Origin of the sequence: Burkholderia sp. AU45274 (assembly GCF_030482505.1) — a bacterium.
Taxonomy (GTDB): Bacteria; Pseudomonadota; Gammaproteobacteria; order Burkholderiales; family Burkholderiaceae; genus Burkholderia.
Genome location: NZ_JAUJQE010000002.1, coordinates 349413 through 365143, shown reverse-complemented (window position 1 = coordinate 365143; position 15731 = coordinate 349413). Strand labels below are relative to the sequence as shown.

Here is a 15731-nt window from a genome sequence, read left to right as displayed (position 1 = left end):
GTGCCGGCCGCGGTATCAGGCCGCGCTCACGGGTACGACACGTAGACGTCGGTCAGCAGGTCGGCGGCGTCGGGTACCGGCGCGGCCTTGGCCTGCGCGACCGCATCGTCGATCAGGGCCTTCACCTGGGCATCGACTGCGCGCAGGTCGGCGGTCGTCAGCGCCTCGGCCCGCACGACGCGCGTTTCGAAATGCTTCAGGCAGTCCTTCTCGTCGCGCAGCTTCTGCACTTCCCCCGGTGCGCGATAGGTTTGCGCATCGCCTTCGAAGTGGCCGAAATAGCGCGTGAACTTCACCTCGACGAGCGTCGGACCGCCACCATTGCGCGCGCGTTCGACGGCTTCGCCGAGCGCTTCATGTACCGCGAAAAAGTCGAAGCCGTCGACGATCACGCCCGGCATCCCGAACCCGTTCGCGCGATCGGCGATGTTGTCGGTCGCGACCGACCAGCTCGACGACGTCGCTTCCGCATAGCCGTTGTTCTCGGCCACGAAGATCGCGGGCAGCCGCCACACCGACGCAAGGTTCATCGATTCGAAGATCACGCCCTGGTTCGATGCGCCGTCGCCGAAGAAGCACACGCCGACACCGCCGGTATTCTTGTGCTTCGCCGCGAGCGCCGCGCCGCAGACGAGCGGGCCGCCCGCGCCGACGATCCCGTTCGCGCCGAGCATCCCCATCGACAGGTCGGCGATGTGCATCGAGCCGCCCTTGCCGTGGCAGACGCCCGTCTTCTTGCCGTAGATCTCGGCCATCATCCCGTGCACGTCGACGCCCTTCGCGATGCAATGCCCGTGGCCGCGGTGCGTGGTCGCGACGTAGTCGTCGAGGCCGAGGTGCAGTATCGTGCCGACCGCGGACGCCTCCTCGCCCGCATACAGGTGAACGAAGCCGGGAATCTCGCCGGTCGCGAATTCGACGTGCAGGCGCTCCTCGAATTCGCGGATCGTGCGCATCAGCCGGTAGGCGTCCAGCAGTTTGTCCCTGCTGAGCTGTGTCGAAGCGGTCATGTGTGTCTCCTGAGTAGGTCTGACTGCGAATGCCGCCGCGGCCGGGCCGCGGCGACGGATTGCACGGCCGGCGGCCGTCAGTGGAACGTGAAGCCGCCGTCGACGTTCACGGCCTGGCCCGTCACGTTGTCCATCGTCGCGAAGAACAGCGCGAGCCGGCCCATGTCCTCCGGCGTCTGCGCACGGCCCTGCGGAATCAGCGTCAACTGGTGCCGCTGCCACGATTCCTCGACCGATTCGCCGTCGGTCTTCCATTCGTCGGACAGCCGGTCCCACATATACGTCCGCACGATGCCGGGGCAGATCGCGTTGACGGTCACGCCGTCGCGCGCGACCTCCTTCGCAAGCGCGTTCGTGAAGCCGACGACCGCGAATTTCGATGCGCTGTAATGCGCGAGATTCGGAAAGCCCTCCTTGCCGGCGATCGACGCGACGTTGATGATCCGGCCGCGGCCCTGCGCCTTCAGCGGCGCGAGCGCCGCCCGGCAGCCGAGGAACGTGCCCTTCGCGTTCACGTCCATCACGAAATCCCAGTCGCGCTCGGTCAGTTCGCCGACCGGATGAATGCTGATCACGCCCGCGCAGTTCACGAGGATGTCGAGCCGGCCGAGGTCGGCGAGCGCCTGCGCAACCATCGCGTCGACCTGCGCGGCCTGCGTGACGTCGACCTTCGCAACCGCCGCCCGGCGGCCGAGCGCGCGTACCTCGCGCGCGGTGGCGTCGAGTGCGTCGTCGAGCAGGTCGGCCAGCAGGATGTCGGCGCCCGCACCGGCAAGCGTCAGGGCAATGCCGCGGCCGATGCCGCGCGCGCCGCCCGTGACGATGGCGACCTGTCCTTCGAGTGGGGCTGTCATCGCGATGTCTCCTTGTCGATCGTTATGGATGTCGAAATGTCACTCGGTAAAACATTGCTCAATAGCGCCACTCGCCGGCATCGCGTAGCAGCTGGCGTGACGACGCGTAGCGCAGCGTGCGCCCGACGTCGACCGTCAACGGCCCGCACCAGTCGAGCGAGATCTCGTAGCGATCGCCGCGCGCGACCTCGATCTCGCGCTCGCCGTCGAACGCGAGCGTGCCGTGCTCGAACGGAATCGTCTGCCACGCACCCGGCTCGAGCCGCTCGCAACTGCGCATCACGACGCGGTCCACGCGGCCCGGTGCAATCGGCGCGACGAGCGGCGTGCCGGCGGTCTCGCCATCGGCCGCGAAGCGCATCGCAAGCCCGTGCGGCGCGCTGCGTTCGAGCGGCGCCCACGCGCCGCCGAGCGCGGACAGACCGATCCCGTCCGGTTCCGCGAATGTCAGGTACAGCGAATCGATGTCGGCGGACCCCGAGATCGCGCGGGCGCCGATGAAGCGCTGCCGCGCGGCGCATACGTCGACGAGCGCGATCTCCTCGCGCCCCGGCTGCGCGCCCGCCACGCAGCGCACGACGAGCCGCTTGTTGCGCGTGAACGCGACTTCGGCCGGCACCGCGCCGGTCGCGGCGAGTCCTGCCGCGACGCCGGCGACCGTGGCTTCACGATGCTCGGGAAATGCGTTGTTGGTGCCGGTGGACAGCGCGACGAGCGGCGTCGCGCCGCAGTGCGCTGCAACCGCACGATGGGTGCCGTCGCCGCCGAGCACGACGATCAGCGCGACTTCCATCCGGTGCAGGTACGCGGCGCCGGCCTGGGTGTCGGCGACGGTGTCGGTGATCGGCAGGTCGACGAATTCGACCTCGGGCCAGCGCTCGTGCGGCGCGACCGCACGGTGCGTGTCGATCGCACGCAGCAGCAGCGTCGCGATGCCCGTCCGGTCGCGCAGCGTCAGCACGCGCTCGACGCCCATCGCGCCGAGGCCGGCCAGCAGGCGCACGATCATGTTTGCCTTCTCCGCCGTCGGAAACACGGAGGCATGCGTCGTGAGGCGGCGGATGTCGCGCCCCGATGCGGGGTTCGCGATCACGCCGACGGTAACGGGCATCGTCACGGGTTCGTCTCCATCCAGTTGGCCTGTCGCGGCGCGTTGGCGTGCCGCGACTCTGCCTGTCTCGTCCGCTGCCATCGCCGGGCGGCGGATCGTCGTCGACGCGACCGCGCCGACTTGCCCGTGATCTCTGCAAGCGGCGTGCCACCCTGCGTGCGATGAACGTGAAACCCTTGTGAATGCTGACGCGACGGGGATGCCGGTGTTCCGGAATCGCCGCGGGAAGGACGGCGCGCGCGGCCATTCGGCCCGCTCGTCTCACCGCGTCGATACGACGAAACGGCCGCCGCGACGCCGGCACAAGCGCACCGCCCTGCCCGCAAACCCCGCCATATCGCGGTGCCGCGCAGGCCGCGTCATGCCGGACGGTCTCCGCCTGTCGCACATGAACGCGTCTCAACGACACGAGACAGCCCCCGATACCGTGAGACGAACGTCTCAGGCTCGCCGCGTGCTGCGATGCAATGTGATCCGTCGAACGGGATGTGCTACAAGAACATCGCATCCCCGCCGTACGGAACCGGAGCCGACCATGCCCTACGCCGTCCCCCAGACCCAGCACGCCGACCGCGTGCTCGGCGCGCTCGCCGGACGCCTGCCCGCGCCGGCCGACTCCACGCGCCTCGTGTCGTCGTGGCAGCGGTCGCTGGAGCGTTACAGCCTCGACCCCGCTTCGTCGATCGGCCCGCGCGTGCTGACCGCGGCCGAGCTGCGCGAAGTGCGCGACAAGGAGGAGGCCTTCCTGCGCGCGTCGGGCCAGTGCCTGACGCGGCTGCACGACATGATCCGCGTCGCCGACTACTGCGTGATGCTGACCGACGCGCACGGCGTGACGATCGACTACCGGATCGACCGCGAGCGCCGTAACGACTTCCGCCATGCGGGGCTGCACATCGGCTCGTGCTGGTCGGAAAGCGAGGAAGGCACCTGCGGTGTCGCGAACGTGCTGACCGATCTCGCGCCGATCACCGTGCACAAGACGGATCACTTTCGCGCGGCGTTCACGACGCTCACCTGCAGCGCGGCGCCGATCTTCTCGCCGGGCGGCGAGCTGATCGGCGTGCTCGACGCGTCGGCCGTTCATTCGCCCGACGGCCGCGACAGCCAGCGTCTCGTCTATCAGCTCGTGCGGCAGAGCGCGGCGCTGATCGAGGACGGCTACTTCGTGCACAGCACCACGCAGCACTGGATCCTGTTCGGGCATCCGAATCGTCACTACGTCGAAGCGCAACCCGAGTGGCTGATCGCGTTCGACGAATGCGGCAACATCGTCGCCGCGAACCGGCAGGCGCGCGACGCGCTGCCGGCGCTGCGCGAACCGCGCCATATCGACGAGATCTTCGATGCGACCGAGATGCCGCTGCGCGATGCCGCGCGGCTCGATGCGATCGTCGCGCTGCGGCTGCGCGCGACCGGCGCGCCGCTCTATGCGCGGCTGCGTGCGCCGCTACGGCGCACCGGCCGCGAGCCCGGCACGGCCTCGCGCCGCCCGGGAAGCGCGCAACGCCACGTCGGCGCGCTGACGCCGTTTCTGCACAGCAGCGATGCGCATATCGCGCAGCAGGCCGAACTCGCACTGCGTGTCGCAAGCAAGCGGCTGCCGATTCTCGTACTCGGCGAAACCGGTGCGGGGAAGGAAGTATTCGCGCGTGCGATCCACGATGCCGGCGCGCGGCGTGCGCGGCCGTTCGTCGCGGTCAACTGCGGCGCGCTGCCGGAAGCGCTGATCGAGAGCGAACTGTTCGGCTATGCGGCCGGCGCGTTCACCGGCGCACGCAAGCATGGCGCACGCGGCAAGATCGCGCTCGCCGACGGCGGCACGCTGTTCCTCGATGAAATCGGCGACATGCCGCTCGCGCTGCAGACGCGCCTGTTGCGCGTGCTCGCCGATGGCGAAGTCATGCCGCTCGGCAGCGATACGCCCGTGCGCGTCGATCTCGACGTGATCTGCGCGACGCACCGCGATCTCGCACGCATGGTGGCCGACGGCACGTTCCGCGAGGACCTCTACTACCGGCTGAGCGGCGCGACGTTCGAACTGCCGCCGCTGCGCGAGCGTGCCGACGTGCGCGACGTGATCGCCGCCGTATTCGCCGAGGAAGCGCAGGCCACCGGCCACGTGCTGACGCTCGATGCGACGCTCGCCGAACAGCTCGCCGCGTATCCGTGGCCCGGCAACGTGCGGCAATTGCGCAACGTGCTGCGCTATGCGTGCGCGGTGTGCGACGCCGCGCGCGTGACGCGGCGAGATCTGCCGGCCGAGATCGCCGCGCAACTCGGCGGCGTCGTACCCGGCACGCTGCCCGACGACGAACGCGGCCGCATCGTCGCGGCGCTCACCGCGCATCGCTGGCGGCCCGACGCGGCCGCGCAGGCGCTCGGCATCTCGCGCGCGACGCTGTACCGGCGCATCGCGAAGCACCGGATCGTCGCGCCGCACCGCGCGTGACGCGCCGGCGCGCGCTTCGTCATGCGGGCTGCCCGGCCGCTTCGTTCGCGCCTGCCGCGTCACCGGCCGCTTCATCGCGCCGCGTGAACACTTCATGCGCGGCGAACAGCGCGTTGAGCGCGGCCGGCATCCCCGCGTACACGGCCATCTGCATGAACACCTCGACGATCTCGTCGCGCGTGCAGCCGACGTTCAGCGCGGCCTCGATATGCACCTTCAGCTGCGGTTGCGCATTGCCGAGCGCGGCCAGCGCCGCGATCGTCGCGATCTCGCGCGCTTTCAGGTCGAGCTGCGGCCGGCTGTAGATGTCGCCGAAGCTGAATTCGACCAGGAGTCGCCCGAAGTCCGGCGCGATCGGCGCGAGCGCCGCGATCACGCGCTCGCCCACTTCGCCGTCGATTTCCTTCAGTTTGTTCCAGCCACGCGTGTAGCGGTCTTCAACCAGTCGTTCCATTGTGTCCGTCCTGTTCCGAGAAAGAGTGAGAAGGTCTTGCCCGTCGTGCCATCTCCCGCTCCTGTGCCTCATAGTTCACGATCTTGTCGCTGATCACATCGAGGCTCGCCTGCAGCTCCGCGATATGCGCGCGCACTGCCTCGTGATGTGCGACGAGCAGGCTGCGCCGCGCACCGAAGGTCGACTCGCCTTGCGCGCGCAGCGCCGCGAACGCCTGCATCTGCGCAATCGGCATGCCGGTCGCCTTCAGGCGCATCACGAAGGCCAGCCAGTCCAGGTCGGCCGGCGCATAGAGCCGGTGCCCGGCCGCCGTGCGCGAAATCGCGCGCAGCAGGCCGGCCTGCTCGTAGTACCGCAGCGTATGCGTCGACAGGCCGGTCATTTCGGCGACCTGGCCGATCGTCAGCGGACCGGCAGAGGCAGAGGAAGGTTGGGTTACGGTTTTCGACATGGCAGGAACAAGGTTAGGAGTTAGAGTTCACTCTAAGTCAAGCGCTATCGAACAGCCAGTACGACGATCATCGGCGACACCCCGGCGACACCGTAAAGAATGGTCAAAACCGCCGCCCGGCGCAGGTTTCGGTCTTTACAGCGCCGCAAGCCTTCAGCAAGATTCGGTCAGCCTGTCTTAAAAAGGGCACGCATTTGTCCTATGCTTAACGGCGACGCCCGGCCGGGCGTCACGCCGCCGTCCGTTGCAACAGCCATTCATCCGTCAGAACCAGGGAGCCTTTGCCATGCTGAAAAAGCTGCTGATGCTGTTCGTCGCGCTATCGCTGTCGCTCGCCGCAGGCCTTGCCGCGGCCGTCGAAGTCAACACGGCTGACCAGGCCGCGCTCGAGTCCGTAAAGGGTCTCGGACCCGTGAAGTCGAAGGCGATCATCGACGAACGCACCAAGAACGGCCCGTTCAAGGACGCGGACGATCTCGCGAATCGCGTCAAGGGCCTCGGCACGAAGTCGGTCGGGCATCTCGAGGAAAACGGCCTGACGATCGGCGGCGCGTCGACGCCGCCGAAGGGCGTGAAGCTGTCGAAGCCGGCCGCGACGACATCGGCTACCACGTCGGCCACGACGTCGGCAGGCACGGCGTCGACGTCCACGACCGCGACGGCCGGCACGACGGCCACCGCGCCGGCACCGGCGGCACCGGCGGCAAGCGCGCCGGATACGGCGGCGAAACCGGCCAAGGCCAAGCGCATGACGAAGAAGGAAAAAGCGGCCGCAGCAGCGGCGGCATCCGCCGATGCGGGTGCGAGCGCACCGGCCGCCGCGTCGTCGACAAAAGCGACGAAGGGTTCGAAGAAGAAAAGCAAGAAGGACAAGGCAGCCTCCGCCGCCGCGGCGTCGGGCGCCTGATGTGCGCCGCGCGCGCGACGGCGTGCGCGCGGCATTCGTTCAACGGGCGCCCACGGCGTGGCGCCCTTATCGGTAAAGGTGAAGAACCATGGGTCTCCTCGACATCGTTGGCGGTCTGCTCGGCGGCCAGGCCGGCGGCAACTCGCAAAGCGCGCTGATCACGACCGCGCTCGAATTCATCAACAACCAGCCGGGCGGCCTGAATGGCCTGATCGAGAAGTTCAAGGCCGGCGGCGCCGGCGACATCATCGGCTCGTGGGTCGGCACCGGCCAGAACCAGCCGATCTCGCCGGACACACTGCAGAACGTGCTCGGCTCGGACGCGATCGGTGCGCTCGCGAGCAAGTTCGGTGTCGATCCGTCGATGGCCTCGACCGTCCTCGCGCAAGTGCTGCCGCACGTCGTCAACCACGCGACGCCGGACGGTGCAGTGCCGGCCGATGGCCAGGCACAGGTCGACCCGTCGAACGTGCTCGGCTCGCTGTCGCAGATCGCCGGCATGTTCGGCGGCAACAAGCAGGGCTGACGCGCTGCGTCGTTGCGACGCGCCATAAGCAAACACCCCGCCGAGGCGGGGTGTTTGTTTTTGCGCGCCCGGCGCGAACCGGGCGGCGGCCGAAGGCCTGCGATCAGTGAACGACGCGGTCGAACACGAACTGGCCGTCGTTGACGTCGACCGGGATCACGTCCTTCGGACCGAAGCGGCCCGCGAGGATCAGCTTCGCGACCGGGTTCTCGATCTCCTGCTGGATCGCGCGCTTCAGCGGCCGCGCACCGAACACCGGGTCGTAGCCGACCTTCGCGATCTGTTCGAGCGCCGCCGGCGACACGTCGAGCGCCATGTCGAGCTTCGCGAGCCGATCGTGCAGGCGTGCGAGCTGGATCTTCGCGATCGACTCGATGTTGCTGCGGTCGAGCGCATGGAACACGACGACGTCGTCGATCCGGTTCAGGAACTCGGGGCGGAAATGCTGCTTCACCTCGAGCCACACGGCGTCCTTGATCTCTTCCTGCGGCGCACCCGTCATCGCCTGGATGACCTGCGAGCCGAGGTTCGACGTCATCACGATCACCGTGTTCTTGAAGTCGACCGTGCGCCCCTGCCCGTCCGTCATGCGGCCGTCGTCGAGCACCTGCAGCAGCACGTTGAACACGTCCGGATGCGCCTTTTCGATCTCGTCGAGCAGGATCACGCTGTACGGCTTGCGGCGCACGGCTTCCGTCAGGTAGCCGCCTTCCTCGTAGCCGACATAGCCCGGCGGCGCGCCGATCAGCCGCGCGACGCTGTGCTTCTCCATGAACTCGCTCATGTCGATGCGGATCAGGTGCTCTTCCGAGTCGAACAGGAACGACGCCAGCGCCTTGCACAGCTCGGTCTTGCCGACACCGGTCGGGCCGAGGAACAGGAACGAGCCGTACGGACGGTTCGGATCGGCGAGACCGGCGCGCGAACGACGGATCGCGTCGGCCACCGCGCTGATCGCCTCGTCCTGGCCGACCACGCGCTCGTGCAGCTTTTCCTCGATGTGCAGCAGCTTCTCGCGTTCGCCCTGCATCATCCGCGACACCGGGATCCCGGTCGAACGCGACACGACTTCCGCGATTTCCTCCGCACCGACCTGCGTGCGCAGCAGGCGCGGCCGCGTCGGGTTGTGCTGCTCCTGCTCTTCGGCCTGCGTGACCTGCTTCAGCTGCGCCTCGAGCTGCGGCAGCTTGCCGTACTGCAGCTCGGCAACCTTCTCCAGCTTGCCTTCACGCTGCAGCCGCGCGATGTCCGCCCGCACCTTCTCGATCTCTTCCTTCAACTGCGCGCTGCCCTGCACCGCGGCCTTCTCGGCGGTCCAGATTTCCTCGAGGTCCGCATATTCGCGGCCGAGACGCTCGATCTCTTCCTCGATCAGCTGCAGGCGCTTCTGCGACGCTTCGTCCTGCTCCTTCTTCACGGCTTCGCGCTCGATCTTCAGCTGGATCAGGCGGCGGTCGAGCTTGTCCATCTCTTCGGGCTTCGAATCGATTTCCATCTTGATCTTCGAAGCGGCTTCGTCGATCAGGTCGATGGCCTTGTCCGGCAGGAAGCGGTCGGTGATGTAGCGGTGCGACAGCTCGGCCGCGGCGACGATCGCCGGGTCGGTGATGTCCACACCGTGGTGCAGTTCGTACTTCTCCTGCAGCCCGCGCAGGATCGCGATCGTCGCCTCGACGCTCGGCTCGTCGACGAGCACCTTCTGGAAGCGGCGCTCGAGCGCGGCATCCTTCTCGATGTATTTGCGGTATTCGTCGAGCGTGGTCGCGCCGATGCAGTGCAGTTCGCCGCGCGACAGCGCCGGCTTCAGCATGTTGCCCGCATCCATCGCGCCTTCGGCCTTGCCCGCGCCGACCATCGTGTGGATTTCGTCGATGAAGACGATCGTCTGGCCTTCGTCCTTCGCGATGTCGTTGAGCACCGCCTTCAGGCGCTCCTCGAATTCGCCGCGATATTTCGCGCCGGCGAGCAGTGCGGCCATGTCGAGCGACAGCACGCGCTTGCCCTTCAGCGTCTCGGGCACTTCGCCGTTGACGATCCGCTGTGCGAGCCCTTCGACGATCGCCGTCTTGCCGACGCCCGGCTCGCCGATCAGCACCGGGTTGTTCTTGGTGCGGCGCTGCAGGATCTGGATCGAACGGCGGATTTCGTCGTCGCGGCCGATCACCGGATCGAGCTTGCCCGCACGGGCGCGCTCGGTCAGGTCGACCGTGTATTTCTTCAGCGCCTCGCGCTGGCTTTCGGCGTCCTGGCTGTGCACCTGCGAGCCACCGCGCACCGCGGCGATCGCGGCTTCGAGCGCCTTGCGCGTGAGGCCGTGCTGGCGCGCGAGCTTGCCGGCGTCGCCCTTGTCGTCGGACACGGCGAGCAGGAACATCTCGCTCGCGATGAACGTGTCGTTGAGCTTCTGCGCTTCCTTGTCGGCCTGGTTCAGCAGCCCGGCCAGTTCACGGCCGATCTGGATGTCGCCGCCCGTGCCCGTCACTTGCGGCAGGCGCGAGATGGCCTCGTTCAGCGCGCCTTGCAGCGCCTGAATGTGAACGCCCGCGCGCGACATCAGCGAGCGGGCTGAACCGTCCTGCTGCGCGACCAGCGCCGCGAGAACGTGAACGGGTTCGATGTATTGATTGTCGCGGCCTGCCGCGAGGCTTTGCGCGTCCGCGAGTGCTTCCTGGAACTTGGTGGTGAGCTTGTCGATTCTCATTTAGTCGAGACCTCCAATTTTCGATTACCACCAAGATGAGGATGGTTATGCGGCTTTCAAGCGAAATTCGGGTTGATTCAGCGCAAAAATCGATGGATAACCTTGAAGCGGCCCCGGCACGGGCCATGGCCGGATCGAGACGCTCGGCGAGCGCGTATCAGCCGGCCGTCGACGGCGGCTCGACGGACGCTGGTGCGTCTTCCGGCAAAGGCTCGGCGCGCAGGCGCACGACCGGGTGGATGCCGAGCAACGCGGCGAGCGGCGAAGCGGGCTCGATCAGTTCGCCGAGCGTGTGACGGTCGAGTTCGGCGAAAAATGCATCGCGCGCGGCCGCCAGCACGCCCTTCAGCCGGCAATGCGGCTCGATCACGCAGCCGCGCGATTCGCCCTCGGCCGAAAAGCAGCCGACCAGCGCGAAATCGCTCTCGGTCGCACGCACGACCTCGCCGACGGTCAGTTGCAACGATTCCGGGAACAGCCGCAGCCCGCCATTGCGACCGCGGACGGTGTCGACCCACCCCAGCTCGCCGAGCTGCTGCACGACTTTCATCAGATGGTTCTTCGAGATGCCGTAGGCGTCCGAGATCTCCTGGATCGTAGCGAGCCCCTCGCCGCGCACGGCAAGGTACAGCATCACGCGCAGCGAATAGTCGGTGTAGTCGGTGAGTCTCATGGGCGAATACGGAAAAAATCGATCGTGCCCCGATGACGTGAGCCGGGCCGACCGGGATGCGCACGAGGCCGGCTGACGGCCCTGCTCCGCGGCCCCGGGTTGCCGGGATGGCGCGCGCGCAATAAGATGCGTGACACTTACACGTTTTTCAGGGGTGTTGGACGCTATTTTGCGTCAAAATTCGGCCGGTGTCCTACTCGATGCCCGCGCCGCCGCTGTCGTTGCCTATTTCTGCCGGCCCTTTTGCCATGACCGTCCTGCCCGCCTCTCCCGATACCGCACCGGCCCGCCCACGCGACACCGAGCCGACCGAAGCGAACATCCGCGATCTCGTCTACGCGTTCTACGACCGCGTGCGCGCCGATCCGCTGCTCGGGCCCGTGTTCGACGCGAAGCTGGCCGGCCGCTGGGACGACCACCTGCCGAAGATGGTCACGTTCTGGTCGAGCCTCGTGCTCGGCACCAAGGGCTATCGCGGCAACGTGCAGCAGGCGCACCAGCCGCTCGACGGGATCGAGCCGGCCCATTTCAGCCGCTGGCTGTCGCTGTTCCTGAAGACCGTCGAGACGCGCTACGCGCCGCCCGCGGCGATCCGCTTCATGGAGCCGGCGCTGCGGATCGCGCAGAGCCTCCAGTTGAGCCGGTTCGGCTGGGACTACCCGATTCCGCCCGAGCAGCAGGCGCTGCTCGACGCGATCGCGCCGCGCCGTCGCGATGCAGGCGACGATCCGCACGCGTTGCCCTCGCGTGCCCGCGGCGAGCCGTTTCCGACGAAGATCATCGGGCGCACCAGCGATCCGGACGCGTAACGGGCAGCCGTCACGCGCGACGCTTGGCGCTTATGCGGCATAGCGCCGCACGCCCCCGACGCTGTGCTCAGCGCCGCGTATTGCCCGATTCGATGCCCCAGCGCGCGAGCGCGGCATCGTCGGTGCTGCGCGCATCGACCCAGCGCTCGCCATCCGGCGTCGTTTCCTTCTTCCAGAACGGCGCTTCGGTCTTCAGGTAGTCCATCACGAACTCGCACGACGCGAACGCATCGCCGCGGTGCGACGCCACCGTTGCGACCATCACGATCTGGTCGAGCGGCAAGAGCCTGCCGACGCGGTGCACGATCGCGACGTCGATGCCCGGCCAGCGCCGGCCGGCCTCGGCGGCAATCTTCTCGAGCGCCTTCTCGGTCATCCCCGGATAGTGCTCGAGCTCCATCGCGGCCACCGAATCGCCTTCGTTCAGGTCGCGCACCGTGCCGACGAAGCACGCGACCGCGCCGATCTTCGGGTTGCGCGCACGCAATGCCGCGACCTCGGCGTTCAGGTCGAAGTCGTCGGTCTGGATTCGTACCGTTGCCATCGCCGGTGCCTCAACCGCCCGTCACCGGCGGAAAGAACGCGACTTCGCAGCCTTCGGTCAGCCGCGTATCGGGATCGGTCATCTCGTGGTTGCACGCCATGCGTAGTGCGCGCCCTTCCGAGAGTGTCTCGGCCCACGCCCCGCCGCGCACGCGCAGCCACGCGCGCACATCGCCGACGGTCGTGACGCTGTCCGGCACGTCGGCCTGCTCGTCGGCAACGCCCAGTGCCTCGCGCACGCTTGCAAAAAATTTCAGTTGAATCTTCATGGTTCGGGAAGCCGTCGCGTTACGACAGCAGTTCGGAAAACGGAATGAAACGCACGGTCTCGCCGGCGCTGATCGCGTGCTGCGGCGGATTGTCGATCAGGCCATCGCCCCACACCGTCGACGTCAGCACGGCCGAGCTCTGGTTCGGGAACAGGTCGAGGCCGCCGGCCGCGTTGACGCGCGCACGCAGGAATTCGTTGCGCCGGTCGCCCTTGTGTTGCGAAAAGTCGGCACGCAGCGACAGCGCGCGCGGTGCGGCGTCGCGCACGCCGGACAGGCGCAGCAGGAACGGCCGCACGAACAGCAGGAACGTGACGAAGCTCGACACCGGGTTGCCGGGCAGTCCGATGAAGTGCGCATCGGGGCGTTCGTCGCCACGGCGCACCGCGCCGTACGCAAGCGGCTTGCCGGGCTTCATCGCGATCTGCCACAGCGCGAGCCGCCCTTCGGCCTCGACGGCCGGCTTCACGTGATCCTCGTCGCCGACCGACACGCCGCCGCTCGTCAGGATCACGTCGTGATCGCGTGCAGCCTCGCGCAGCGTGTCGCGCGTCGCGGCGAGCGAATCGGGCACGATCCCGTAGTCGGTCACGTAGCAGCCGAGCCGCTCCAGCAGCCCGCGCAGCGTGAAGCGGTTCGAGTTGTAGATCGCGCCGGGCTTCAGCGGCTCGCCCGGCATCGTCAGTTCGTCGCCGGTGAAGAACACCGCGACGCGAATCCGCCGCGCAACCGGCAACTGCGCGCAGCCGACCGACGCGGCCAGGCCGAGCGCCTGCGGCGTGAGCCGCGTGCCGGCGGGCAGGATCACCGAGCCCTGCCGGATATCCGCGCCCTGCGCGGTGATCCATTCACCGGCCTTCGGCGTGTGCAGGATCTCGACCGCATCGCCGTCGGCCGACGCCTGCTCCTGCATCACGACGGCGTCGGCGCCCGGCGGCACCGTCGCGCCGGTGAAGATCCGTGCGGCCGTGCCGGCTGCGAGCGGCGCGGCCGGATGACCGGCCGGAATACGCTGCGACACCGGCAAGCGCCGCTCGCCATGCAGCAGGTCGGCGACGCGCACCGCATAGCCGTCCATCGCGCTCGTATGCATCGGCGGCACGTCGAGCGGCGAGCTCACGTCGGCCGTCAGCACGCGGCCGAGCGCGTCGAGCGTGGCGACGGTTTCGGCGCCGGGCAACGGCTTCGCGGCATCGAGCAGCGCGGCGAGCGCCTCGGCGGTCGACAGCATCGGCGCGCGCGGCGCCGCGGGATTCGGGTTCGACATCGATGGAATCGGGGATCGTTGGATTCAATACGTCATTGTAGCGACGCCGTCGCGCGGGCGCGCGATATGGCCGACATGCGGAAACTGTGATTCGCGCGAGCACGCCGGTCTGACACTTGTTTCGGTGTAGCGCGTCGATAGCCGCGCGGCACCGCCAAACGAAACGGCCGAAACCCCGATCCGTTCGACGAATCGGCGTTCCGGCCGTCCTGCTCAACCGGGCCCGCAGGCCCGGCCGTGCGTCATGCGCCCGTATGGGCGGCGATGAAGTCCTTCACCTGCTGCGCGTCGGCCTTCACGACCTCGAAACGCTGCGGCAGCGCCTCGAGACCGTCGAATGCGGCCGGCCGCTCGGCTTCGCGATCGAGTGCTTCGCGAATCGTTTCGCCGAACTTGATCGGCTGCGCCGTCTCGAGCACGACCATCGGCACGCCCGCGTCGAGATGCTCGCGCGCGACTTTCACGCCGTCGGCCGTATGCGTGTCGATCATCGTGTCGTAGCGCGAGAACACGTCGCGGATCGTCGCGATGCGATCCGCGTGGCTGCTGCGGCCCGACACGAAACCGAACTCGGCGACGCGCGAGAAATCGCCGCTCGCCGCGAGATCGAAGCCGCCCTTCTCCTCGACGTCGCGGAACAGCTGCATCACGCGCGCCGGATCGCGGCCGAGCAGGTCGAACACGAAGCGCTCGAAGTTCGACGCCTTCGAGATGTCCATGCTCGGGCTGCTCGTGTGATAGGTGTTCTCGGCGCTGCGCACGCGATACGCGCCCGTGCGGAAGAACTCGTCGAGCACGTCGTTCTCGTTGGTCGCGACCACGAGCTTCGCGATCGGCAACCCCATCATCCGCGCGATGTGGCCTGCGCAGACATTGCCGAAGTTGCCCGACGGCACCGTGAACGACACGCGCTCGTCATTCGACCGGGTGGCCGCGAAGTAACCCTTGAAGTAGTACACGACCTGCGCGACGACACGTGCCCAGTTGATCGAGTTGACCGTGCCGATCTTCTGCTGCGCCTTGAACGCGTGATCGTTCGACACGGCCTTCACGATGTCCTGGCAATCGTCGAACACGCCTTCGACCGCGAGGTTGAAGATGTTCGGATCCTGCAGACTGAACATCTGGGCCGTCTGGAACGCGCTCATCTTCTTGTGCGGCGACAGCATGAACACGCGCACGCCGGCCTTGCCGCGCATCGCGTATTCGGCCGCGCTGCCCGTGTCGCCGGACGTCGCGCCGAGAATGTTCAGCGACTGCCCGTGCTTCGCGAGCGTGTACTCGAACAGGTTGCCGAGCAACTGCATCGCCATGTCCTTGAACGCGAGCGTCGGGCCGTTCGACAGTTCGAGCAGCGAGATCGGCGCGCCGTTCTCGGTGCCGAGCGTCTTCAGCGGCGTGATGTCGGACGCGTTCTCGCCATGGCGCGTGTTGCGGTACACGTCGGCCGTGTACGTGCGGCGCGTGATCGCGCGCAGGTCGTCGGCCGGCACGTCGTCGCAGAACTTCGACAGGATCTCGAACGCGAGATCCGCGTACGACAGCGTGCGCCAGCGCGCGAGCTCGTCGGCGGACACCGTCGGATACTCGGCCGGCAGGTAGAGCCCGCCGTCCTTCGCAAGACCGCCGAGCAGGATGTCGGAGAACGTGTGGCGCTCGCCGATGCCGGCGCCGCGCGTGGAGATGTAGTTCATGTCGCCCTCA

Annotated in this window: 15 protein-coding genes; 4 read left to right on the top strand and 11 right to left on the bottom strand. The window is 67.9% G+C overall.

Translation table 11 applies throughout. From position 1 onward, the window contains the following. Positions 1 to 26 precede the first annotated feature (26 nt). From QZM35_RS10485 to QZM35_RS10475, 3 genes are all read right to left on the bottom strand, one after another. Positions 27 to 1010, bottom strand: a complete 984-nt coding sequence (locus QZM35_RS10485) for a thiamine pyrophosphate-dependent dehydrogenase E1 component subunit alpha (RefSeq protein ID WP_089425572.1) — start codon at positions 1008 to 1010, stop codon at positions 27 to 29. Positions 1011 to 1087: 77 nt separating this feature from the next. Further along, entirely contained in the window at positions 1088 to 1864 is a 777-nt protein-coding gene (locus tag QZM35_RS10480; protein WP_089456336.1) for an SDR family NAD(P)-dependent oxidoreductase, read from the bottom strand. A 58-nt stretch (positions 1865 to 1922) separates the two neighbouring features. Then, a complete protein-coding gene (locus QZM35_RS10475) occupies positions 1923 to 2981 on the bottom strand; it encodes an ATP-NAD kinase family protein (RefSeq protein WP_089425574.1) in 1059 nt (352 codons plus the stop codon). Between the two features lie 529 nt (positions 2982 to 3510). Here QZM35_RS10475 and QZM35_RS10470 point away from each other — a divergent pair. Continuing rightward, positions 3511 to 5427 (top strand): sigma-54-dependent Fis family transcriptional regulator, encoded by a 1917-nt coding sequence (locus QZM35_RS10470; RefSeq protein ID WP_301775877.1) that lies wholly within the window; start codon positions 3511 to 3513, stop codon positions 5425 to 5427. Between the two features lie 19 nt (positions 5428 to 5446). Here the strand turns inward: QZM35_RS10470 and QZM35_RS10465 are convergent, their stop codons facing one another. Then, complete coding sequence (locus QZM35_RS10465) at positions 5447 to 5881, bottom strand: carboxymuconolactone decarboxylase family protein (RefSeq protein ID WP_301775876.1); 435 nt, start codon at positions 5879 to 5881, stop codon at positions 5447 to 5449. Then, a complete protein-coding gene (locus tag QZM35_RS10460; RefSeq protein WP_089431170.1) occupies positions 5865 to 6332 on the bottom strand; it encodes a MerR family transcriptional regulator in 468 nt (155 codons plus the stop codon). The genes QZM35_RS10465 and QZM35_RS10460 overlap by 17 nt, the downstream gene beginning before the upstream one ends. Before the next feature lie 286 nt (positions 6333 to 6618). Between QZM35_RS10460 and QZM35_RS10455 the strand changes: the two genes are divergently transcribed. Continuing rightward, the gene (locus QZM35_RS10455) at positions 6619 to 7239 is read left to right on the top strand and encodes a helix-hairpin-helix domain-containing protein (RefSeq protein WP_089425577.1); all 621 of its coding nucleotides are present in this window, start codon (positions 6619 to 6621) and stop codon (positions 7237 to 7239) included. A gap of 88 nt (positions 7240 to 7327) precedes the next feature. Next, complete coding sequence (locus QZM35_RS10450) at positions 7328 to 7765, top strand: YidB family protein (protein ID WP_069248127.1); 438 nt, start codon at positions 7328 to 7330, stop codon at positions 7763 to 7765. 103 nt (positions 7766 to 7868) lie between these two features. On the opposite strand, the gene clpB is transcribed toward QZM35_RS10450, so the two are convergent. After that, a complete protein-coding gene (clpB, locus tag QZM35_RS10445; protein WP_069248128.1) occupies positions 7869 to 10466 on the bottom strand; it encodes an ATP-dependent chaperone ClpB in 2598 nt (865 codons plus the stop codon). A gap of 157 nt (positions 10467 to 10623) precedes the next feature. Next, positions 10624 to 11139 (bottom strand): Rrf2 family transcriptional regulator, encoded by a 516-nt coding sequence (locus QZM35_RS10440; protein WP_089425579.1) that lies wholly within the window; start codon positions 11137 to 11139, stop codon positions 10624 to 10626. Positions 11140 to 11387: 248 nt separating this feature from the next. Here QZM35_RS10440 and QZM35_RS10435 point away from each other — a divergent pair, with 248 nt between their 5' ends. Continuing rightward, positions 11388 to 11948, top strand: coding sequence for a group III truncated hemoglobin (locus tag QZM35_RS10435; RefSeq protein WP_301775875.1), 561 nt, complete (start codon positions 11388 to 11390; stop codon positions 11946 to 11948). 67 nt (positions 11949 to 12015) lie between these two features. Here the strand turns inward: QZM35_RS10435 and QZM35_RS10430 are convergent, their stop codons facing one another. From QZM35_RS10430 to thrC, 4 genes are all read right to left on the bottom strand, one after another. Next, positions 12016 to 12492: a molybdenum cofactor biosynthesis protein MoaE gene (locus QZM35_RS10430; protein ID WP_043188206.1), complete on the bottom strand. Its 477-nt coding sequence runs from the start codon at positions 12490 to 12492 to the stop codon at positions 12016 to 12018. Positions 12493 to 12502: 10 nt separating this feature from the next. Then, positions 12503 to 12760, bottom strand: a complete 258-nt coding sequence (moaD, locus tag QZM35_RS10425) for a molybdopterin converting factor subunit 1 (RefSeq protein WP_089425581.1) — start codon at positions 12758 to 12760, stop codon at positions 12503 to 12505. A gap of 19 nt (positions 12761 to 12779) precedes the next feature. Further along, positions 12780 to 14027, bottom strand: a complete 1248-nt coding sequence (gene glp / locus QZM35_RS10420; RefSeq protein WP_301775874.1) for a gephyrin-like molybdotransferase Glp — start codon at positions 14025 to 14027, stop codon at positions 12780 to 12782. Between the two features lie 242 nt (positions 14028 to 14269). After that, complete coding sequence (gene thrC / locus QZM35_RS10415; RefSeq protein ID WP_089425583.1) at positions 14270 to 15721, bottom strand: threonine synthase; 1452 nt, start codon at positions 15719 to 15721, stop codon at positions 14270 to 14272. Positions 15722 to 15731: the final 10 nt, after the last annotated feature.